17 protein-coding genes are annotated in these 22,860 nt (G+C 46.4%); 10 read left to right on the plus strand and 7 right to left on the minus strand.

Annotated elements, in window-relative coordinates; translation table 11 throughout:
* Both F3J22_RS11590 and F3J22_RS11595 read left to right on the plus strand, forming a co-directional pair.
* Nucleotides 1–981 carry a metallophosphoesterase gene (locus F3J22_RS11590; RefSeq protein ID WP_167017259.1) on the plus strand — a complete coding sequence of 327 codons (981 nt, stop codon included), beginning with the start codon at nt 1–3 and terminating at the stop codon, nt 979–981.
* Between the two features lie 126 nt (nt 982–1,107).
* Nucleotides 1,108–1,854, plus strand: coding sequence for a DUF1269 domain-containing protein (locus F3J22_RS11595; protein ID WP_167017262.1), 747 nt, complete (start codon nt 1,108–1,110; stop codon nt 1,852–1,854).
* Between the two features lie 114 nt (nt 1,855–1,968).
* Here F3J22_RS11595 and F3J22_RS11600 read toward each other — a convergent pair whose 3' ends face one another.
* Nucleotides 1,969–3,093: a lactonase family protein gene (locus tag F3J22_RS11600; protein WP_167017264.1), complete on the minus strand. Its 1,125-nt coding sequence runs from the start codon at nt 3,091–3,093 to the stop codon at nt 1,969–1,971.
* Between the two features lie 126 nt (nt 3,094–3,219).
* Here F3J22_RS11600 and F3J22_RS11605 point away from each other — a divergent pair, with 126 nt between their 5' ends.
* Both F3J22_RS11605 and F3J22_RS11610 read left to right on the plus strand, forming a co-directional pair.
* On the plus strand, nt 3,220–3,690 hold the full coding sequence (locus tag F3J22_RS11605) for a redoxin domain-containing protein (protein WP_205195185.1): 471 nt from the start codon (nt 3,220–3,222) through the stop codon (nt 3,688–3,690).
* 3 nt (nt 3,691–3,693) lie between these two features.
* Nucleotides 3,694–4,212 carry a thioredoxin domain-containing protein gene (locus F3J22_RS11610; RefSeq protein ID WP_167017266.1) on the plus strand — a complete coding sequence of 173 codons (519 nt, stop codon included), beginning with the start codon at nt 3,694–3,696 and terminating at the stop codon, nt 4,210–4,212.
* A 1-nt stretch (nt 4,213) separates the two neighbouring features.
* Here the strand turns inward: F3J22_RS11610 and F3J22_RS11615 are convergent, their stop codons facing one another.
* Together F3J22_RS11615 and F3J22_RS11620 are read right to left on the minus strand one after the other, a co-directional pair.
* Nucleotides 4,214–5,140, minus strand: a complete 927-nt coding sequence (locus F3J22_RS11615) for an alpha/beta fold hydrolase (RefSeq protein ID WP_167017268.1) — start codon at nt 5,138–5,140, stop codon at nt 4,214–4,216.
* Nucleotides 5,141–5,179: 39 nt separating this feature from the next.
* Nucleotides 5,180–5,518: a cupin domain-containing protein gene (locus F3J22_RS11620; RefSeq protein WP_167017270.1), complete on the minus strand. Its 339-nt coding sequence runs from the start codon at nt 5,516–5,518 to the stop codon at nt 5,180–5,182.
* A gap of 133 nt (nt 5,519–5,651) precedes the next feature.
* Here F3J22_RS11620 and F3J22_RS11625 point away from each other — a divergent pair, with 133 nt between their 5' ends.
* On the plus strand, nt 5,652–6,632 hold the full coding sequence (locus F3J22_RS11625) for a DUF1080 domain-containing protein (protein ID WP_167017272.1): 981 nt from the start codon (nt 5,652–5,654) through the stop codon (nt 6,630–6,632).
* A 36-nt stretch (nt 6,633–6,668) separates the two neighbouring features.
* Here F3J22_RS11625 and F3J22_RS11630 read toward each other — a convergent pair whose 3' ends face one another.
* On the minus strand, nt 6,669–7,163 hold the full coding sequence (locus tag F3J22_RS11630) for a GNAT family N-acetyltransferase (protein ID WP_167017274.1): 495 nt from the start codon (nt 7,161–7,163) through the stop codon (nt 6,669–6,671).
* Between the two features lie 527 nt (nt 7,164–7,690).
* Nucleotides 7,691–9,013 carry a hypothetical protein gene (locus tag F3J22_RS11635; RefSeq protein WP_205195187.1) on the minus strand — a complete coding sequence of 441 codons (1,323 nt, stop codon included), beginning with the start codon at nt 9,011–9,013 and terminating at the stop codon, nt 7,691–7,693.
* A gap of 407 nt (nt 9,014–9,420) precedes the next feature.
* Here F3J22_RS11635 and F3J22_RS11640 point away from each other — a divergent pair, with 407 nt between their 5' ends.
* Genes F3J22_RS11640 through F3J22_RS11655 form a run of 4 tightly spaced genes read left to right on the plus strand, consistent with a single transcriptional unit; the run spans nt 9,421 to nt 19,199 of the window.
* Nucleotides 9,421–12,714, plus strand: a complete 3,294-nt coding sequence (locus F3J22_RS11640) for a TonB-dependent receptor (RefSeq protein WP_240155037.1) — start codon at nt 9,421–9,423, stop codon at nt 12,712–12,714.
* An 18-nt stretch (nt 12,715–12,732) separates the two neighbouring features.
* Entirely contained in the window at nt 12,733–14,583 is a 1,851-nt protein-coding gene (locus F3J22_RS11645) for a RagB/SusD family nutrient uptake outer membrane protein (protein ID WP_167017278.1), read from the plus strand.
* Between the two features lie 29 nt (nt 14,584–14,612).
* Complete coding sequence (locus tag F3J22_RS11650; protein WP_167017280.1) at nt 14,613–17,465, plus strand: SusC/RagA family TonB-linked outer membrane protein; 2,853 nt, start codon at nt 14,613–14,615, stop codon at nt 17,463–17,465.
* A gap of 21 nt (nt 17,466–17,486) precedes the next feature.
* Entirely contained in the window at nt 17,487–19,199 is a 1,713-nt protein-coding gene (locus tag F3J22_RS11655) for a RagB/SusD family nutrient uptake outer membrane protein (protein ID WP_167017282.1), read from the plus strand.
* A 79-nt stretch (nt 19,200–19,278) separates the two neighbouring features.
* Here F3J22_RS11655 and F3J22_RS11660 read toward each other — a convergent pair whose 3' ends face one another.
* The gene (locus F3J22_RS11660) at nt 19,279–20,337 is read right to left on the minus strand and encodes a linear amide C-N hydrolase (protein ID WP_167017283.1); all 1,059 of its coding nucleotides are present in this window, start codon (nt 20,335–20,337) and stop codon (nt 19,279–19,281) included.
* 173 nt (nt 20,338–20,510) lie between these two features.
* Between F3J22_RS11660 and F3J22_RS11665 the strand changes: the two genes are divergently transcribed.
* A complete protein-coding gene (locus F3J22_RS11665) occupies nt 20,511–21,566 on the plus strand; it encodes a formylglycine-generating enzyme family protein (protein ID WP_167017285.1) in 1,056 nt (351 codons plus the stop codon).
* 24 nt (nt 21,567–21,590) lie between these two features.
* Here F3J22_RS11665 and F3J22_RS11670 read toward each other — a convergent pair whose 3' ends face one another.
* Entirely contained in the window at nt 21,591–22,796 is a 1,206-nt protein-coding gene (locus F3J22_RS11670) for a serine hydrolase (RefSeq protein ID WP_167017287.1), read from the minus strand.
* Nucleotides 22,797–22,860 lie beyond the last annotated feature (64 nt).

Below are 22,860 nucleotides of genomic sequence, written 5' to 3' on the forward strand. Positions count from 1 at the left end.
ATGAAGAAATTATTTTTATTACTTCTTTGCGCCACCGCCCTTAACGCCTCCGCACAAACGAAAAAGTACTACAAGGAATACGACAAAGGCTATAGAGGCGGCTTTATTCCCGGCCAGATCAGCCGGGAAGGTGCCTTCGAATTCGCCGTTATCGGCGATTTCGGCAGGGGAGGGGAATACTTCCAGAAAGATGTGGCAGCCACCCTGGCGGAAGCCGTTACCGGCAATGGAGCTGAGTTTATCATCGCTACCGGCGATAATATCTACCCTGATGGCGTGGCCAGCACCCAGGATCCGCTCTGGCGCCTTTCTTTCGAGGATGTCTTCTATCAGTACCCGCTGCACCGCCCCTGGTATGCGGTGTTGGGCAACCACGACTATCACGGCAATGCACAGGCGGAAGTAGATTATTCCAAGGTAAGTCAGCGCTGGCATATGCCAGCCAGGTACTATTCCATCAAACGTAAGATCAGCGGTAACCAGGAAGCACTGTTCGTATTCATTGATACCAATACCCTTGATCCTGAGGCTTATACCTCTTCTTACGGCGATGAACTGCGTGCACAGGATAGCACTGCCCAGAAGCGCTGGCTGGAGAAAACCCTGGCAGATACCAGCAGTAATATCCGCTGGAAAATCGTTATCGGGCACCACCCATGTTATACTGCCGGCAACAGGGCACTGGAAACCCCCAATATCCGTTATTCCCTGGAACCACTACTTGAAAAGTATAAAGTTGACATGTATATAAGTGGCCACGAACATCATTTACAGTACTATCATCCCAAAGACAGATACACCCACCATTTTATTTCGGGCGCCGGATCTGAAGCCAGTGAAGCATTACAGCCTCGTGGTAAGTACGATTTCTTTGAACATATACAAGGATTCCTTACTTTTTCCATACTTCCGGAAAATGTGCAGGTACAAGCTATCAGCAGGAAAGGAGATATTCTTAAAACGGTTATATTTGCCAAATAATTTGTGTGTTGAAATAGAATTAGGGCGGCCACCCCGGGTCGTCCTTTTTCGTTTATAGTACCCCGCTCAACAATTTCACTGCTGCCTTGTTGATGATAATACACGTCTCACACTAAAAATTTCCCAATGACAAATATTATCATCGCCACTTTTCCACAGGAATCCCAGGCAGTTGCCGCACTGAAAAGATTTACCCAGCTGGAGTCTATCGGAGATATTACCATCTATGAGAGTGCGCTGGTAAAAAAGAATGCAAACGGAGAAACCTCCCTGCTGGAAACAGACAGCACCACCGAAGGCGTGCGTGCCTTGTCCGGCATGGCGCTTGGTACCCTGATTGGCGCTTTTGCCGGTCCGGTGGGTATCCTGGCGGGGATGCTGGTGGGTACCATCAGCGGGGCCATCTGGGAAAGTAACTACTATAGCTTTACACAGGAATTCAGCAATAAAATAGCCGGAGAGCTGCAGCCAGGTTATACCGCCCTTATCGCTGAGGTGGATGAGGATAACGAAGTGTTCGTTGACTCCTATGTTAAAAGTCTGGGTGGCAGCGTTACCCGCACAGACGTGGATTACGAATATGAAAAATTCTCAGATGAGCAGGTGGAGGCTATTGATGAACAGATAGCGGCCGACCGGGCTAAGATCCGTACCGCTGCCGAGGCCGATAAAGCTAAGCTGGAAAAAGAAATTGCCAGTCTGAAAGACAAAAGAAAAGAACGGATTGCGGCCTTACGCGCCAGTGCCCAAACCAAAGTAGCACATTCAGAAGCTACCCTGAAAGAAATGAGAACCAATCGCCTGAAAAGCCGGATCGAACTCTATAAGTCCAGGATTTCCAGGCTGGAAAATGAACTAAGTAATATTAAATAATGGTATACCCACCGAAAAGAGGCCCCAGCCGAAGGCTGGGGCCTCTTTTCGGTTTTTGAGCATGCCGAAGGCATGCTCAAAAACCGAAAAAAATTGCAAAATTCATTAAGCTCCTTACTTAATCCACGTTACACAAACCGGGCTACCTACTTCAATTCGTTTGCCCGTATCCGTTAACATCCCCGTTTTCTTATCTACCCTGAATATCACTACATCGTTACTCTGCTGATGTGCTACCAGCAGGAAGTTACCACTTGGGTCGAAGTTGAAGTTACGTGGCATAATGCCTTTGGTAGGCTCCACCTTTAATAATTTCAGGAGGCCGGTATTTTTATCTCGACTGAAGATTGCGATAGAGTTGGCATCGCCGCGGTTGGAGGCATACAGGAAATTACCATCAGGAGAGAGGTGAATATCGGCAGAGCCAATGGTACCTTTAAAATCTGCCGGATGGCTGGAAATCGTTTGCAGCTCTTTAAAAGTGCCATTATTATATTTATAGACGATTACCTCGCCGCCCATTTCTGTCATCAGGTAGGCATATTTTGCTGCTGCATCAAAAACCATATGACGTGGCCCGCTACCCGCTTTAACAGTGACGAAAGGCGGTGCAACAGGACTCAGTTTACCGGTGGCGTCATTGAAGTTGTAGGCCATCACTTTATCTGTACCAAGATCATTGGCAAATAAATATTTGCCGTCAGGAGAGAAGTAGGCCGCATGTGCGTGCGCTTTTTCCTGTCTGTCCTTATTAGGGCCGGTACCTACGTCCTGCCTGTTTTCTACGGGCGTGCCGATTTTACCATTGGCATCTACGGGGTATACCAGGTAATTGCCGGAGCTGTAATTGGCGACCGCAATGAATTTGCCGTTTTTGCTGGCAGATACGTAACAAGGGGCTTCTCCCCGAGAAGGTACTTTATTGATCAGCGTCAGTTTGCCGCTGGATTTATCAAAAGAAAAGGAGGAAACACTTCCCGGTCCATTATCTTCATTAACAGCATATACCTTTTTATTGTCCGGCGACACCGTTACAAACGAGGGATTGCCGGTAACCACATTGCTCACTTCCGAAGCTGCTCCGGTAGCGGAATTAAACTGATATACGTAAATACCTTTACTCTTGCCGCTGTTGGTATAGGTACCCAGCAACAGGTATTGTTTCTGCGCCAGTAAATGAGCAAAGGGCAGTATGGTAATAATAGAGAGAACGGTAAACCGTTGAAGTATCCGCTTCATTGATACATTTTATTTGAACTCAAGATTACTAAAAAACCACAGAAAAAGGAAACACTGCATTACGGCCGGCCACAAGAACAAAACCGAAACAGGACTGTTAACAGGTAATAAATGAACTGATTATTTATGATTTTAGCACCAGGAACAAAAGCCCCGGATTTTGAGCTGTATTCCACGCCGGATCAGCGTTTGAAGCTCGCGGATTTCAAAGGGAAATCCCTGATTATTGCATTTTATCCGGCAGACTGGAGCCCGGTATGCTCCGATCAGCTGGCATTATATAATGAAACGTTAAAGATATTCCATGAGGCTGGAGCTGAGCTGCTCGGTATTTCGGTAGACAGTAAATGGTGCCACATGGCCTTTTCGGAGAACAGGCACCTGCACTTTCCGCTGCTGGCCGACTTTGAACCCAAAGGTGCCGTGGCAAAGGCTTATGGTATTTATGATGACAAAGAAGGAGAAGCCCACCGGGCCCTTTTTGTGATCGATGGCAACGGTATCATTCAATGGAGTTACCTATCTCCGGATGGTATCAACCCGGGTGCAGACGGTATCCTCGATGCACTGGATAAATTAAATAACGGTAAAAAATAACCTATGGCCCACCTGAAAGCAGCAGTAACGCCACATGATCATACAACAGGTAACCCGAACGCCAGTATAGTACTGGTAGAATATGGAGATTATCAATGCCCCAGCTGTGGAGAGGCTTACCCGCTGGTGAAAAAATTATTGCAGCACCATGGAGACCAGATATTGTTCGTGTTCCGCAATTTCCCCCTGCAGGAGATCCACCCGGCTGCAATGATGTCGGCCCTGGCCGCCGAAGCAGCTACCCACCAGGATAAATTCTGGGAAATGCACGATCTCATTTTTGAAAACCAGGCCGCACTGAGCGTCCAGACCCTGTTACGCTTTGCAGAGGAATTACAGCTGGATATGCCCAGGTTTGAGCGTGACTGGCAAAGTCAGGATACGATGGGCACGGTAGAGAAAGACTTTACTGGCGGACTCCGTAGCGGCGTCAATGGTACCCCTACCTTCTTTGTAAATGGCCAGCGCTATGATGACTATGATGCCACCTATGCATCGCTGGCCAAACTGGTCAGGCACTGATTTATTTTAAATACCCCTGCGCAGCCGCCAGAAATTCAGGCTGATTATCATCAAATACAGTATGGGAGGCATTGCTAACCATGGTAAGGTGTCCGCTTCCAATTACTTTTTTCAGCTGTTGTAACTGGCCGGGAGAGAAGATCATGTCATGATCACCGTAGATGGCGTAAACAGGAATTCCGGTTTTTACAATGCTGGAAAGGATAGGAAGGCTGCTGAAGTTATGCAGACTGTCATTCGCGAAGAAAGTAGCAACCGCCGAAGTATTCTTTACGTAGGATTTAATCAGGTTGCTGGTATCGTTCCTGGCGCGAATTGCACGTGCCATTTCATTGGGCTCCGGTACGGTAAAGAATTTATTGTTGGAAGCATGCTGGAAAATCCGGGTGCGGTATTCCAGTGTGTTGTAATCCAGTTGCTGCACTTTTTTCAGATCGGCGAGGGCAGCAGTATCTTTCTTTTTCAGGTAGATATCGGAGCACCTGTTAAATATGGTATTATAGGTTGCCTGCTGGTCAACGAGTGCGCTGACAAGTATTACCCGGCTCACTTTTTCCGGATGTGCTGCCGTGTATTTCGCGGTGATGAGTCCACCGAAGCTGAAGCCGATGAGAGTGGCCTTTTTGAGGTGGTACTGCTGGTAGATGCTGTCGATGTCGGCGAGGTATTCCCGGAAGTTCATTTTCGCCTGCGGGTTGGCGGAGCGGCCTTCTCCGCGGCGATCGTAGACGATTACATAGAAACCTTTCTCTGCCAGCGCCTGAGCGGCGTTAGCCTGAAAAAATACACTGCTGTTACCTGGGCCACCATGCAGGAAAATAACAGGTGAATGGGAAGGATTACCATAAGCCTTTGAGTATAGTGACTGAGCATGGGAAGTTGCTGTAATGAACAGCAAAAGGAGGGTAAGCGGCAGGAAATTTTTCATGCCGCAAAAATAATCTATCTACCTAAAATCTTACAAATACTATTTCAGAAAATCCTCACGGTGAGGGCTAAACGTATCTATCAGTACACCAGCTTCGAGGCAGGTACAGCCGTGCATTACATTGGAAGGCATATAGCATCCGTCGCCGGCACGGATAATTTTAGTTTCAGCGCCGATGGTGAATTCAAAAGCACCGCTTTCTACATAGGTCACCTGCGTATGTGGGTGCTGGTGCATGGTGCCTACCGCTCCTTTTTCAAATTTTACTTTTACCAGCATGACACGGTCGTCGTAACCGAATATCTGTCGCTGCAAACCCGGTGCAGTGGCTTCCCATGGAATATCTGTGTTGAACTGGAATATCGCGCTTTCTTTCATGCTGTTAGTTTATGCAATCGTTTGCTGTAAAGGTATAATTTCCGGTGAGAAAGTAAAAATCAATGCATTGTAATAGATAGAAATAAGTATTATCTTGTTTGATCACTAAGTGAACATGCAAAAAACTAAGCATATGCAAAGAAAAATTTACCTGGCAGGATTAAGCTGTATGCTGATGCTGGGCCAGATTGGCACAGCCGGTGCAGTAGTAAAGGCTGATAAAATGAATGCCGTTGCAGAAGATGTAAATGGGCATGAGCTGATTGGTCGTTGGGATATTTCCGTAGATGAAAATGGGAAGGTGCTTCCCAGCTGGCTGGAAGTAAAGCTATCTGGTACCCGTACCCTGGTAGGATATTTTGTAGGTACTTCCGGTAGTGCCCGCCCGGTGTCGAAAGTAAATTTTGATAAAGGAAAATTCAGTTTCACTATTCCGCCGCAATGGGAAGGTGGCAACCAGGATTTTGTGATAGAAGGCATGGTGTCTGGCGAAACCATTACCGGTACTGTGACTACCAGTGAAGGGAAAACTTATTCCTACAAGGGAGTACGTGCGCCTATGCTGAGAAGGGAAACGGCGCCTAAATGGGGTAAGCCGGAGAATCTCTTCAATGGCAAGGACCTTACCGGCTGGAAGCCAATGGGAGCCAATAACCAATGGATTGTGAAAGACGGTATTCTCACCAGTCCGCATTCCGGTGTAAACCTGATCTCTGAAAAGAAATTCAATGACTTCAAGCTGCATGTAGAATTCCGCTACCAGAAAGGAAGTAACAGTGGCGTATATCTCCGCGGCCGTTATGAAACACAGATAGAGGACAGTCCTAAAGGGGCACATCCGTCATCTGTATTATTCAGTGGTATCTACGGGTTCCTGGCCCCTAGCGATATTGAGGCGTTGGGCCCTGATAAATGGCAGAGCTATGATATCACCCTGATTGGCCGTATGGTAACCGTGGTGGTGAATGGCAAAACCGTGATCAGCAACCAGGAGATTCCGGGTATTACCGGTGGAGCGCTGGATAGTGCTGAAGGAGAGGCGGGCCCGATCTACTTCCAGGGAGATCATGGTCCTATAGAGTTCAGGAAGGTGGTGATTACACCGGCATTATAATATTTATATGGCTACCGCTGTCCGCAGGGGCGGCGGTTAGCCCAGTTGCAGTTCAAATAAATTAACGGTGGCATCTTCGCGGTGCAGCACGGTAGAAAAAGAAAATCCCAATTTCCCCAACAATTGCATGGATCTGATGTTATCTGGAAATGTGGTAGCATAAACGACTGGCACCGATTGCGCCTTTAACAGGTCAAGGAAAGCACTGGCAGCTTCAAAAGCGTATCCCTGGCCGGTTCCCATAGGTAAAAAGGCAAAGCCAATGTCCGGATGAGGCAAATAAGTACGCTTTATATAGGTAATTATGCCAACAGGCATGGAATTCTCAATAGTTCTTACTACCTTATACTGAATATCCGGATTGCCGGTAATCTTCGTGATATACCCGATGGCATCCTCCAGATTGTATACATGGCGTTCCCCGATAAATTTTTTCCAACCTTCGGTGTTCACCAGTTCGAGAATAAATGCAGCGTCACCAACAGTTAATGCGGCCAATGAGAGTCGGGTCGTCGTTAATGGAATATTCATACCGGCAAGATAATAAATTCAACAGGGATTAAATCCGCTAACGCAATATCCGCGTACATTAGCAGGGTCTTGATAAGTAAGACAGGTGTTTAAGTTGGTTATCTCCCAAATGTATAGGTGCTTAATTCCCCGCTACTTGGGTTGTTTCTGTAATTTCTTGAAGAATATTATATCATATCTGGGATGATGACTTGCATTTAAGCAGGATTAAGATTATTTTGTTTAATATTTCTATTCTCATAAGCAAAACTGGAAACTATGCCTCCCATCTTTTATGGGAGGCTTTTCATTCAAGGCCCTTTTCAAGCCCTGTTTTTTACTTCATATTTTGCGTTGTAATCTGCTACCTGATTTCTACGTACATCTTTTAATGTTAGGAATGCACTTTATCGGACCTGTTGTATCCTGATAACAAGATAGTACAATTGCGACATAAATTATTGCCGCTGATCATCTTCCTTACAAGAATTTTATGACTGTTCTGTTATCTTAAATATCAGTATATCTGCTGTAATGCCATCGCAATGTCAGGATTTCCATTCTAAGCCGTTGCCCACCAGTGGGAGCGGCCTGGTTTGTATCAGGCTGTCCTGCGGGTACGCCGAAATCATACTCTTCTCATCCAGCAGATTATGGAGTGTGGAATCGGGCAGGCTTTCCAGTCTTACGTTTTTAAGGTAATAGGTGGAGGTTTGGCCGTCTTGCTGTTGCCAGCTGATAATTTTACAATGACAGGCAGCGGTTTCCACTGAGTTGAGAATTTCCTGCACGCTGCCACCTTTCCCGATTTTCGTATATACTTCCCTGATACCTATGATCTTATTGTTATTCCCGGCGTCAAAATTCCAGGAGGCTGAAATAGCATCCTGGCGGCTGTTTTCGCCCTGTAGCTGCATCAGGCTATGCCTTGGAGAAGATAATTTACCATCATAATTGATCAGGCAGGTATGTATGGAAATTACTCCGGGGCCTTCAAACTGGATATATCCGCTATGGTTAAAATTGGCGCCATAACGTTTGTAGGTAAAGTACCCGTCTTTGTACTTTACTTCTATAATATTGGGCACTACCAGGTGATAGCGGTCTGGTTGTGATACCCTTGCCTGCGGTGATCCCGTATAACATTGCCATAATCCTTCTACCTGGCTGATTTCAGCAGCAGTAGGCTGATAAGGTATCAGGTTGAAATCTTTTCGTATAGTCGTCCACCTGGTATACAAGCTCAGGTACTGGTAGCTCAGTATGCCTGTTGAAAAGATGAACAGGCATAGTAATGCCGGCATGACGTAACGTTGCCAGCTACGTTGGGTGGTGGGCGTTAGTGTGTGGGTAGCAGGTGTAACTAATTCATTTAAAACTGGTTGCGAAATTTCTGGAAATTGGTTGTCTGCCAGGGAAGTGATTTCCGGAGGATTTGGAAGCACTTCAGCGGCATTGGACACCGGCGTTGCCGGGGCAGTCGCAAGTAATAAAGGGTCTGTGGGATGTTGTTCAAATCCTTTTCTTCCTACCCCATATAAATATATATAACAGGCATCTACCAAAAAAGCCCTTGGTTTTGCTACAATCTGATTATAACAGGCATCTTTGATCTGGTTGCCCGTAATATCATATTTACGGGAAGGATAAGTTAATTGTTTTGGATTGTAATCAGGCTCATAAAACTGATGCTGCCATGCCGCCTGATTTAAGGGAAACTGGTTACTGATGTCGCTCAGTAGAATGGCAATGGCTTCGTAATTTTTCCTGTTGGAGTTGCGAACAATCTTTTGTCCGGTAGTGCTTTCGAATTTTTCCAGGACGTTCGTTAATAGATACACGATTTCATCCTTACCCGTTTTTAATTGCATAACGTGTTTAAAGTAAGTCAGTTACAGAATTACTGGGTGATGTAAATCGTTTTCTGGAAATTATCCAGCGGTGGAAAATTAGATTAAAAATTTCAGAAATAATACTGGAGGGCTAATAATTAGAAATTTTCAAATACCGGCAATACATTCGTAGCCTGAGAATCACCCAATATAACAAGCTGATATAATCTCCGTATAGGAGCTATTATTTATTATTTACTATTTACCAAAATCAATCCACGTTGTGCAATGGTGATTCTCTTACCTCCCGTAAGCGTTTATCGTTTATTCCACGCGCCGGTATTTTGCATTAACTCTTCTTAGGAAGCAGGTTAGTCCGGAAAATACATGGTCCCAGCTATCTATTATTTTATTTAATGTCAACCAAAATTAACAGCGTATACTGTATGCCACAAGCTAAGAAATTACAGTGCCTGCTATCCCTATTGCTATTGAGTTCTACCGCGATGCAGGTATCGGCACAATCAAGAGTCATCAGCGGTAGCGTTAAAGATGAAAAGAATTATCCCCTACAAGGTGTTACGGTTAAAGTTAAAAATTCTCCTTCCGGTGCTACCACCGATGCGAAAGGGAATTTTACCTTCAACGCCAATGGTAATGCGGATTCTCTCATCGTAACATTTATAGGCTATAACAGACAGTCCCTGAGTATGGCCGCCAGCAATAACTTCAGCATCATACTGCAGCAGGCGTCCACTTCGCTTACTGATGTGGTGGTGGTAGGTTATGGTCAGCAGAAAAAAGAATCTGTTACGGCAGCTATCTCCACTATCTCTTCCAAAGAGCTGGTGCAGTCGCCGGTAGCAAATATCAGTAATGCGCTCGCCGGCCGCTTATCGGGCCTTACCGCCATACAAACGAGTGGCAAGCCTGGTGCAGATGCCAGTACCTTATATGTACGCGGCGTAGGAACCTACACCGGTAATACCGCACCACTGGTGATGGTAGATGGTGTGGCCAGAGATTCCTATAATGATATCGACCCGAATGAAATAGAAACACTGAGTATCCTGAAAGATGCTTCTGCTACGGCAGTATACGGGGTGCGTGGTGCAAACGGTGTGATCCTCATTACCACCAAACGTGGTAAAACCGGTACACCGCGTATCAGCGCCTCGGCACAAACAGCCTACTCAGAGTTCAATAAAATGCCCAACTTCGTCAACTCCTACCAGTATGCTACCCTGAAGAATGAACAGACATTCGAAAACTATTGGGTGCAATACGGTAAAGGCTATACGGACTGGAGCCAGTTCGTGAAAGACCGCGATGCCAACTGGACTACAAGCGGCGGACTCTACTTCTCTCCTGAAGACATCAAATACTATCAGAATGCACATACTCCTGCAATCGATGGCAAGCCAAACCCTTACTATGATCCATATTTCCACCCTGATGTAAACTGGAAAGATCAGATCTTCAGAAAGACGGCACCACAGAAACAGGTGAATGCTAACGTTACCGGGGGAACGAATGCAGTGAAATACTTCCTGTCTTTCGGATACCTCAACCAGGGCGGCCTTTTCAATACCAGCTTCATGCCTTTCTCCGATGAAATGCAGTTTAAGAAAAACAGGTATAACCTCCGAGGTAACTTCGACTTTGATGTAAACAAAGACTTCAAGATTTCCCTCGATCTCGGTACGCAGTATATTCAGCTGACCGGTATGGATAACGACCAGTACATCTGGGAAAAAAGGATATTGTGGGCATCTCCCCTCAGCTCCCCTGGTTATAAAGATGGTAAATTCCTCATCCCTTATACCCAAACTACCAACGACCAGACAAATCCGCTCTACGCGATCGCCAACTCCAATAACTACAACCTTACAAACAACAGTACACTTAACTCTTCTTTGAAACTCAGTTACAAACTGGATTTCATTACGCCAGGATTATCTGTAAATGCACGTGGTGCCTATGATAGCTACTTCTCCAGCAGAACAGGTGGTAAATCATACCCTTTACTGTATAATTTCAGGCCTAACCCTAATGGCGATAAACTCAATCCTATTATCTACCTGGTCAATGACATCAAACCAAATGAAAGATGGGCTGACTGGTATAATGAGAAAAACCGTAAGATTTATACAGAGTTCAGTATCAACTATGCCCGCGACTTTGGAAAACATGCAGTAACGGGCCTTTTACTGGGTAATACAGAGAAGTTCTTTAATCCTAAACTCGTACCAGACCTGCCGCACGCTTATGTAGGCATGGCAGGAAGGGTGACCTATGGCTATGCCGGTAAATACCTGGCAGAATTCAACATGGGTTATAACGGATCTGAAAACTTCCCTAAAGGACAGCGCTATGGCTTCCTGCCGGCAGTTTCAGCAGGCTGGGTAGCCAGCAATGAAAATTTCTTCCCTAAAAATGATCTGCTGACCTACCTGAAATTCCGTGGTTCCCTCGGTAAAGTAGGTAACGATAAAATCACCATCCCAGGCACCACGATAGAAGCAAGGTACCTCTACCTGCCAGACGCCTGGAACTATAGCTCCAGCCAGATTTATGATGGCTATTTCTATGGTACACAAACTGACCGTAACTACGTGATGGGGGCTATCGAAAGCGCGCTCGGCAACCCGAACGTAACCTGGGAAACTTCTACCAAAGGAAACATTGGTTTTGAAGCAAGACTCTGGAAAGATAAAATCACCGTTACCTTTGACCACTTCAACGAAAAACGAATCAACATCCTCTCTTACAAAGGAACCGTACCTGCTGTTATGGCGGCAACACTGCCTCCTTACAACATCGGCTCCGTAAGGAACTGGGGTAATGAACTCGAAGTAGGCTACAACGACAGAGTAGGTAAAGTTGACTTCTGGGTAAAAGGTAATATCTCCAATAATAAAAATGAAATCCTGTTCCAGGATGAAGCCATTACGCCAGGACTCGAATACCAGGCTGCTACCGGCCGCCCGATCAATCAGGGACTCTGGTTACAATCCAGCGGTCTCTATACTTCCTGGTCTGAGCTCTACGAAGTAGATGGCAGTGGTAATCCTATCCTCACCAAACCGGTGGCTGCTAAAAATAAGATGGGTAAGAGTTATACCAACGCTTCAGGAAATGTCGTATACCAGAAAGACCTGGGCTATGGCGGTGCTATGCTGCAACCTGGTGAAGTACGCCTGATAGATTACAACGAAGATGGTGTGATTGACCAGAAAGATTTTGTAAGATCAGGTGCAACGAATATTCCTACTATTTCCTATGGTTTCTCTTTCGGCTTCAGCTATGCAGGTTTCGACTTCTCTGCACTGATCCAGGGCGTGAGTGGTACCGCAAGAAATGCCATGTACTCCACCAGTCCGCACTTCAACAAACAGGAAGCTTTATTTGATGTGGACCTGAACCGTTTCACGGAAGAGCGTTATAAAAATGGAGAAAAAATTGATTTCCCTATTGCAGGCTATAACATGGCTGCAAAGAATAACACTTTCTTCATGATCAATACGGCGTATACCCGTCTGAAAAATATGGAGATCGGTTATACCGTGAAAGCGTCATTGCTCAAACGTATTGGTATCAGCTCCGCCCGCATCTATGCAAATGGCAATAACCTGATTACCTGGTGCCCTAAACCGATCTGGGGTGATCCGGAAAACCTCAACTATGTTGGGTATCCGCTTACACGCACCTACAATATGGGTTTAAACGTCAATTTCTAATTAGTTAAGCAGATAAGGATGAAAAGAATATATACCCTGATGGCAGCATTGTCTGTTGTTGCTGCCGGCATTTCATTAAATAGTTGTAAGAGAGATTTTCTGGAGATGCCAAAAGGTGGAACGGTAACAGTAGATACCATCTTCCATACCATGAACCAGGCACAGTACGCGATTGCGGAAATGTACCAATTGTGTATCAAAAGTGGTTTCCCGGCAAACGACCCCGGAAACTCGCGTCCGGAGGCAGTTACAGATCAGCTTTATATCCTGCATCCAGGTTACGACTGGGCTTGCGGTACTATCAATGCAGGGCCTTACAATGTAGGTAACATGAGTACAACAAATACCGTGGACCCCAGCTTTGGCAATCACTACAAAGGTATCCGCCAGGCCAATCTCGTATACCGCAACATAGCCATGGTAACTGATGCCAGCGACGACTGGAAAAAAGATATAAGGGCACAGGCTGTATTTTGCCGCGCTATGCAGCATTATGAACTGTTTCGTTTATATGGTGGTATCCCGATTGTAGGGCAGGTGCTGAGTGCAGATAATATGTACGTACACCGCAGTTCTTTAAAATCTACCGTAGACAGTATCGTAAAATGGTGTGATGAAGCAGCGGCAGTGTTGCCTGCAACCCGTGCCTCTGTTGATTTTGGTAAGGTTACCAGCGTAGCCGCACTGGCCCTGAAAGCCAGGGTGCTGCTGTATGCCGCAAGTCCTATATATAATACACCGGCTTCCATGACGGGTGTCATCAGCCAGGCAAGGTTCAACGATGCACGCGATTCTGTTTTATGCTATCCTTCCTATGATAAGGAAAGATGGAACCTCGCGGCCAAAGCCAATAAAGCGGTGATAGATGCAGCCACTGCAGCAGGTTGTTCCCTTATGTATGGTCCTGCCAGCAATCCTGTTTCTACCGGTAATACCTACGATACGTATGGTAACTACCAGCTTATGTATAGTAAGTATGCCAACCAGGAGCTGATCCTGGTAAATACCTTTAACCAGGCCAATGCCTCCAATGGTGGCTTCGAATGGGACCAGTATATGTCTTCCAAACTCCTCCTGCAATCATGGGGAGTGAAGAATAATGTACCTGTAGAGTTTATGGAGAAGTATGAAACCAGGGATGGTGGAAAATTCGCTTTCCCTGAAACCGGGACAGACCTGACAACCTTCATCAAAAACGCCAACCTGGACCCACGTTTCTACCAGACGATTGCCTACGATGGCATGAACTATAACAGTGGTAAATCAGGTATCCTCAACTATTACCTGGCCAGCACCGACGGCAGCATTACCGCAGGTTCGCTGTCGTCCAGCGATAGCGGCCCCGATGGCTATGCCTTCGAAACCTACAAATTCGTGGAGCACCTCGCCACCGGACAAGGTAATGATAACAAGCACTTTGCCTGGATCATCTTCCGCCTGGGAGAATTTTACCTGAACTATGCAGAAGCACTGAACGAATACCAGGGTGTCAATGGTGAGTCTGACTTTTACCTGAATGAAATCAGAAAGCGTGCAGGCATACTGGATAAGCACCCGGCATCACAGGATGAATTCCGTACCGCCATACATAACGAACGTGCCGTGGAACTGGCTTATGAAGGTCAGCGTTACAGCGATCTTAACCGCTGGATGGAAGCACATGTTGCCGGTAATCTCCTGGTACATGGTATCGCTACACAGGCTGTACCAACCGGTGGTGGTAAGTTTAACCGCGCCTGGAAAAAAGTAACCTTCCAGCAACGTTACTTCCCGACAAAGTATTACTATGTTCCTTTCCCTAATGCGGAAGTAAGTAAAAACTATCTCGGCGATGGTAAATCCTGGAATGGTCAGAACCCTGGCTGGTAATCTAATATCAACCTTAATCCAAGCTTAAAATGAAAAGAGAATATATAAGCATTTTTGGTTTGACACTGCTGCTGGGTGGTATCACTAACGCACAGGCACAAACGAAAAATACATCCGATACCAGTATTACACTTAAACCTGCAACTGAAAGAGTAATCGACCTGGGATTACGCAGCGAAAAGGAATGGCGTACCACCGCTGCCACCTATACCATTACTGGTGATGATCTGGCGCATACTTCTGTGGCCAACCTGCTGAACGCCTTACAGGGCCGTATCCCGGGACTCACCGTAGTCACCGGTTCCGGCGAACCGGGCTATGATAACCCCGGCTTATATATCCGTGGACTCAGCAGCTGGAACGTTGCCGGTAAACTCAACATCTACCTCGATGGGTTTCCGGTAGACCTGAGCGCACTCAGCCCGCTCAGTGCCTATGAAGTAGAAACGGTAACCGTGCTCAAAGATGCCGCCGCCAATGCGATCTACGGTAATCAGGGAGGAAACGGTGTGATCAGCGTACGCACCAAAAGAGGGAATGTTAGTTCTAAAATACAGATCACTGCCAACGGCAGGTACAGTGTACTTAGTCCGTTACAATTACCACAGGTGGCTAACGCATACGACTATACGCGTTTATACAACCAGGCGCTCACCAACGACGGATTACCGGTAAAATACGCAAATCCGGACTTATACAAGGCCGCCAATGATCCGGCGCACCCGAACGTAAACTGGTACGATCAGGTACTAAAAAGTACTTCTGTTCTGCAGGATTACAACCTGACATTCAGGGGCGGAAGCGAGCGCGCCAGGTATTACGTGCAGATGGGGTACCTCGATTTCTCCGGTATCTATAAAAATGCAGATGCCATCGACCCGGATTTTGGTACCAATGCGAAATACAAACGTATTAACCTCCGTGCCAACGTAGACCTGCAGCTGACCAAAAACCTCTCTGTTGCCGTGAACCTCAGCGGTATCACAGAAGACAGGATCACGCCAAACGGCTTTACGGCTTCCACGGTATTTAATAACCTGGCCAGAATTCCGGCCTCCGCTTTTAACGTGAAAAACCCGGATAACACCTGGGGAAACAGCAGCGTATATAATTTCAACCCGGTACAGCTCCTGCAGCAGAACGGTATTTATGACGCACACGCCAGAACCCTGCAAACAGCAGTGTCTATGACGGAAAGACTGGACCAGCTGGTGAAAGGGTTATCACTCAACGGTATGGTGTCGTTCAACAACCAATATGTTGGTACCTATCAGAAGATCTTCACCGTGAAATCTTCGGAGCTGCTGAAAGATGGTAACGACCAGCCTATCCTTGATGCAAAAGGCAATTATACCTATAACGTTTTAGGAGCTATCAGCCAGAGTATCAGCGATGGCGGTAACGCACACTGGATACATAATACCATCCAGGCCGGACTGAACTATGACCGCCAGTTTGGTGATCATGGCATCACGGGCGCAGTACAGGCACGCAGAGAAGAATATACCCACGATGGCCTGGTTTACCCTATTCGTACCCAGGGCCTGTTTGGTTACGCTACCTACGACTTCAAAAAAACATATATCCTCGACCTCTCCGCAAGCTACAGTGGTGCCGCGGATTTCCAGCCAGGCAAACAGTATGGCTTCTTCCCGGCAATCGGTGCAGGATGGATCGTTTCCAACGAAAAATTCCTGAGCAACAGCAAGATCATTGACTTCCTGAAACTCCGTGCTACTTACGGTAAAACAGGTAACATCAATGAAAATTACCGTTTCCTCTATGAGAAATGGGCCATATCCGGTGGCGGATGGTATACCGGCGCCAATACCGGAACCAGCCAGGGTGGCCGACTGGAAGGATCTTATCCTAACAAGGACTTCACCTGGGAATCCAAAGCAGCTTTCAACTTTGGGATAGACCTGAAGCTCCTGAAAAGACTTAGCCTGACAGCAGACGTTTTCAAGGAAAACAGAACAGGTATACTGGATAATTCTGCTTCCGTACCATATTTCACCGGTTTCGGCATTCAAAAGCTGAACACAGGTAAAGTAGAAAACAAAGGCTTTGAACTGGCATTGAACTATAATGATAAGGTGGGAGATTTCCAGTATTATGTTGGTGGTAGTGTAGCCTTTGCCCGTAATAAAATCCTTGAAATGCAACAGGATGCCATGCCAGCTGATTACCTCTATAACAAAGGTTATCGTATCAACCAGACACGCGCGCTTAAAACAGATGGTTTCTATCAGCAGTCCGACTTTGATGCCAATGGTAACCTGAAGGCTGGTGTTGCCCAATCTTCATATACAGTGGCACGCCCGGGCGACCTGAAGTTTAAAGACCAGGATGGAAACGGTGTTATCAATGCATATGATTTTGTACCTACCGGATATTCTGCCATTCCTGAATTTACCACAGGACTCAATCTGGGCTTTAAGTACAAAGGCTTCGACTTCGATGCATTTGTTCAGGGAGTGTTTAACAGAACCATCAATCTGCTGGATGTTGCCTATGATTATACACATCCTTTTGAAAATAATAATAACATCACCAGGTTCTCCACCAATGCATGGACACCTGAAACAGCGACTACTGCCACTGCTCCGCGTTTATCTACCACACTTAACCTGAACAATAGTGTTAATGCTGATTTCTGGTTGCGTAATGGCAATTTCGTTAAACTCAGAAGCGTGGAATTGGGCTATACTTTCCCTAAATCGGGCTTCCTGAGAAAAATGAATACCGTGAGAGTTTTTGTAATTGGTAATAACCTCTTTACAATAGATAAACTGGGAGATCTGCACCTGGAGCCGGAACGCTTTTCTATGGGGTATCCATTAATGAAGTCTTTCAGCTTCGGATTGAATGCCAAATTCTAGAATGATTAAAATTATCCAGAAATGAAAAAGTTATTTATCATATTCTCGGCTGTGGCAGTGGGTTTGATTTCTTCCTGCCAGAAAGATTATCTGAATGTAAAGAAAATCGATGCCAATATTTCTACGGATCTGTTGTATTCCAACTATCCCTATTTTCAGTCTGCCGTATACAATGCTTACAGTTACCTGCCGGATGGATTAGGTAATATCACCATGGAAGCGGCTTCCGACTTTGCAGAAGCTACGAATGTAACGGATAACTCCCAGCTCTTCAACCTGGGTATCTGGAGTCAGTACCTGCTGCCGGATAGTTACTGGACATTAGGTTTTGGAGGTATCCGCCAGGCAAATCTGGTGCTGAAGAATTTCAATAAAGTGAATTTGCAGGCAAAGCTGGATAAAATCAATGGGCCAGATAGTACAGATTATAAAAATTCAGTGTATTGGGTAAAGATGTCTGAAGGGGAGATGTATTTCCTGAGAGCCTTCTATTACTTTGAGCTGGTAAAGCGCTACGGTCCTATGCCTATCATGGACACTGCCGTGGATTATAACAATCCTGACAGTTACATTGGTATGAAACGTAATACCCTGGATGAATGTATCAAGTACATTGTCAGCAATTGCGATAAGGCAGCGGCTATTCTTCCTGTAACTGCTGCAAACGGGTATGACCAGGGGTTGGCGCTGCAAGGCGCTGCATTGGCCCTGAAAGCCCGTACACTATTGTATGCGGCAAGCCCGCTCTATAAAGAGGCTGGTTGCACCGCTACCTGGGATGACGCTGCAAAGGCCGCCAATGCGGTGATTGCCTTAAATGCCTATTCGCTGGAATCTAACTACAAAACGATCTTCGGTAGCAGCAACGTAGGTTCCAAAGAAGCGATCTTCTATAAACGTTATGGCGCTATCAATACGTTGGAGGCCAGCAACTATCCGATTGCCTTCCAGGGAGCGACTGGTAACAGCCTGACGCCAACACAAAATTTTGTGGACGAATTTGAAGTAGTTACCAGAGATGCAGCAAAAAATCCGGTAAGCTCCGTGCCTTTCGACTGGAACAACCCGGTGCATGCTGCTAATCCATATGCTAACCGTGATCCGCGCCTGGACTCAACACTGTACCACGACGGATCTGTGTTTTCCGGCTTCACTACCGCAACAATTGAAACATTTACCGGCGGTAGCAGCGGCCTGCCTAAGCAGAATGCTTCTAAAACAGGTTATTATCTGGCTAAATATGTTAATGCTACCATCAACCTGAATAACGGTGGTACTGGTACTACTGCTGCACATGCCTGGATTTATTTCCGGTATGCAGAAATACTGCTGGATTATGCAGAAGCAATGTATAACGCCAACGGGCCTGTGAATAATCCGAATGGATATAAAATGACGGCATTAGAGGCAATCAATGCCATAAGAAACCGCAGCAGTGTGAAAATGCCGCTGTATACCGCTGCAAACCTTACTGCTGATGCCATCCAGCACGAACGTAATGTGGAACTGGGTATGGAAGGACACCGTTTCTGGGATGTAAGGAGATTGAAGAATGGAGTAGCTGTATTAAACGCACCTGTATATAGAGTCGAGATCACTAAAAGTGGTACATCCAAAACCTACGTTCGTAAAAAACTGGAAGATCGTGTATACCTGAAGAAAATGGATTGGTATCCGATCCCACAGTCAGAAATTACAAAAACCGGTTGGAATCAGAACGGGGATTGGAAATAAGAGCTTAGGTATTGTTGATTTGTATCGAAATGAGCAAAAGGTCCCGCGTCTGCGGGACCTTGTCGTTTAGGAAATATTGTTACATGCCTGCAGGCGACATAAAAACAAATGGGTTCGCAGCTACAAAATCTTTTGCCGCATTGCCGGCATATGTTTCACCTTTGGTTAGTGACAGCATCTTTACAGGCGCATTCTCTTTCAGGTCGAGGCTCTTGAAGTCGACCCAGAAGGTATTTGGTGTCAGCGCAGTCTCAAAAAAGTAGATCAGATTTTTCTGGTCCGCAACAGATCTCCAGCGTGTGGAAGAAATATTCGGTTGTCCGGGTGTGGTGATACCATAGGGTACAGAGCAGTTTCGTACCACGCTGAAAACGCTGGCGGTAGCGAGTTTCAGGTCGGCTGTTTTCGGAATGGCATCTATATAAAAACTGGCTCTTACAAATCTGTCAGACGCCCTGTTGGTACCCGGCAGGAAGGTGGTACCACCAATTCCTTTCCAGTATTCATTTAATGCGAGTTGTTGGTCGAAAGTAGGACTGTTGGTCATCACCGTATAGTCCGGACTTTCATGGATGATCAGCTTTTCGTTGATATATTCGAAAACGGCATTATCACCGCTGGGGTCACTGACAGAGAGGTGTACGGTAGTCAGGCGATCCTGGCCGGGTACCTGGTCTGTTACAATGGTGAAATCTTCTTTTTTCATAGCTGCCACTACTTCTTTAACAGTGGCGAAGTTGTCCAGCACATATTGTGTCCAGGCGGCAAGGGAGAGGCCTGGTTTCTTATGGTCCCATTTTGGGTACTGGGATTCTCCCAGCCACAGCAGGTTAGCTACCAGTCCTTTTTCGTTCATGCCATCGGAAGTAGATACTTTATAGGCAGATGCTATCACGCTGCCATATTTGGATTTCCATTTGATCGTATTGCTGCCGGTGGCTCCATCACGGTTCATCCCTCTCGGAAACACCCAGAGGTCGGTCAGAATATCTTCACTCCAATCCATCGACCTACCGGTCATTATCAGACCATCCAGTCCTTTGTACACCACTCTGGTACAGGCTTTCCCATTATTGACAGCAAGCCCGCCGGCTACTACGGCGGCGATGACAGCCATCACTTTAATCAGCTTTTTCATGATGAATGTATTTGTTAAGTACTGGATAAAACAGCCCTTCCGGTCAAATAGTTGAAATTCAATTATACTGAACATTATGGGCGGTAATATGTTAAGCAATAGATCAAGGTAGAAAGCAGATTAGCATTATCATCCGGACACACCGAAATCTCCCGTATTTAAAAATATATGTTATGATCTACAGGATATTGCTTTTACCATTACTCTCCACATTATGCTATGCCTGCAACAGTTCTGAGGCAGCATCAGATGAAACCCATGTTACTGCTGCTGTTGCCGGTGTCAATGCCATAAAGGGAATGGTATATCTGCCAGGGTCTACGTTTACCATGGGCACCAATGATGAAAATTCCTATCCCGCAGAACGTCCTGCACACCAGGTAAGGGTAAAGGCTTTTTATATTGATGCTACGGAGGTCACTAACAAACAGTTTAAAGCATTTGTAGATGCTACCGGATATGTGACGGTAGCGGAGCGCAAGCCCGACTGGGAGGAGCTGAAAAAGCAATTGCCGCCGGGGACGCCGAAAATTCCGGATAATGAGCTGGTAGCCGGCGCCATGGTTTTTGAAGCACCTGATCATCCGGTAGATAAAAGTGATATCAGTAACTGGTGGAAATGGGTGCCCGGGGCCGACTGGAAACATCCGCAAGGACCTGGCAGCAATCTGGACGGGCGCTGGGATCATCCCGTTGTACAGGTGGCCTGGGAAGATGCGAATGCTTACGCCAAATGGGCTGGAAAACGCCTGCCTACGGAGGCCGAATGGGAATATGCCGCCAGGGGTGGTATGGAAGAAAAAAGATATGCCTGGGGCGATGATTTTACACCAGGAAATAAATACATGGCCAATACCTTCCAGGGACATTTCCCTGATAAAGACGCCGGAGAAGATGGTTTTAAGGGAACAGCCCCGGTGGCCTCATTTCCACCGAATAAATTCGGGCTTTACGACATGATAGGAAATGTCTGGGAGTGGACCGCCGACTGGTACGACGCAGATGAATACAAACAATTAGCCGCCAATAAAATTACCGATAACCCAAAGGGGCCCGCTGCTACCAGGAACCCGGAGAACCCTTACGCCATCGAAAGGGTGACAAAAGGAGGATCTTTTTTATGTGCCAACGACTACTGTATCAATTACAGACCGAGTGCCAGAAGAGGAACCGCCTTTGACTCCGGAGCCTCACACATTGGCTTCAGGTGTGTAAAAGATGTACGTTAAAAACGTACATCTTTTTTATTACTTTTATTTTGATTTCCCGGCAGGAAGTGCTTCCAGTAATTTACCCGCCACATCACCCATCGCTTTGCTTTCTATCCAGCGCACTACCGCTACCAGCTCATGTTCAGGGTCTACATAGATAATATTTGCACCATTACCGATATGCATAAACGCAGTTACAGGAGCCTTGGCTGCCAGTTTATGATCGGTATTCAGGAACCAGTTCATATAGCCGTAGCCGGTATTGGCGGTGGTAGGGGTGAGCGCCTGCTGTACCCATTTCTCAGAGAGCAGCTGTTTGCCGTTCCAGTTACCTTTATTGAGCGTTAACCAGCCGAATCGGCCCATATCATAGGCATTGATGTACATACCCGCTCCCCAGTGGCCACCACCGCTGACAGACTGCACAGGCTGTCCGTCGAGTACGATCCAGGCGTTGTAATACCCCATCCATCTCCAGGTAGATGAGGCGCCGATAGGGTCCATGATATAATTTTTGAGTACCTGAGGTAATGGCTGACGCCATACATTGGTGGCAGCTAAAGCCAGGGCATTCACTCTCACATCGTTATATTTCCATACGGTGCCCGGTTTGTTGCGTGGCCGTGTTTTCCAGGTGCTGAATTCTCCTTCCGGACGATCGCTCCAGTCAGGCTTTCCCCAGAGGGTGCCTTCCCAGTCGCTCGTCTGTCGCAGCATGACGTCCCAGGTCAGCTGTCGGTTATGCGGAGAAGAGAATGGGTAAATGATCTCCGTAGGCTGGCCGGGATGATATACTTCTACCGGTGGTACATAGTTGGCCACGGTATCGTATACACTATTGATCAGGCCCCTGTCTACAGCCACGCCAATCACACTGGAGAGAAAACTTTTGGAAACGCTGTTGGTAATATCCACGCGGGAAGGCTGGCCCCATTCTGCGATAATATAGCCTTTGTAGATGATAATACCGGACGGGTCGGCCCGGTCTATGAGTGTACCCACCGGATCAGAAAAAGGCTCTTTTCCGAAAGACTGGTACTGGGCGCTGTCCATATTCCTCGACTGCTTTGATTCATTGCTCACCGCAAAACGGATGGCCTCGTTCAATTTCGCAGCACTGACACCCAGGGATTCCGGTGTACGGTGCTCCCAGCTCCCCGCAGGAGGGTAATATTTTTTGATGTTGTTTTGTTGCGCGTGGGCACTAATGGCCACCAGTGCCAGTATATGGAATACCATTCTTTTCATGCGGATAAAAGTAACCGATTATATCATGAAATCAAATCAGATTCTTTAACTTCCCTTGACGGAA

The organism is Chitinophaga sp. Cy-1792 (genome assembly GCF_011752935.1).
GTDB lineage: Bacteria > Bacteroidota > Bacteroidia > Chitinophagales > Chitinophagaceae > Chitinophaga.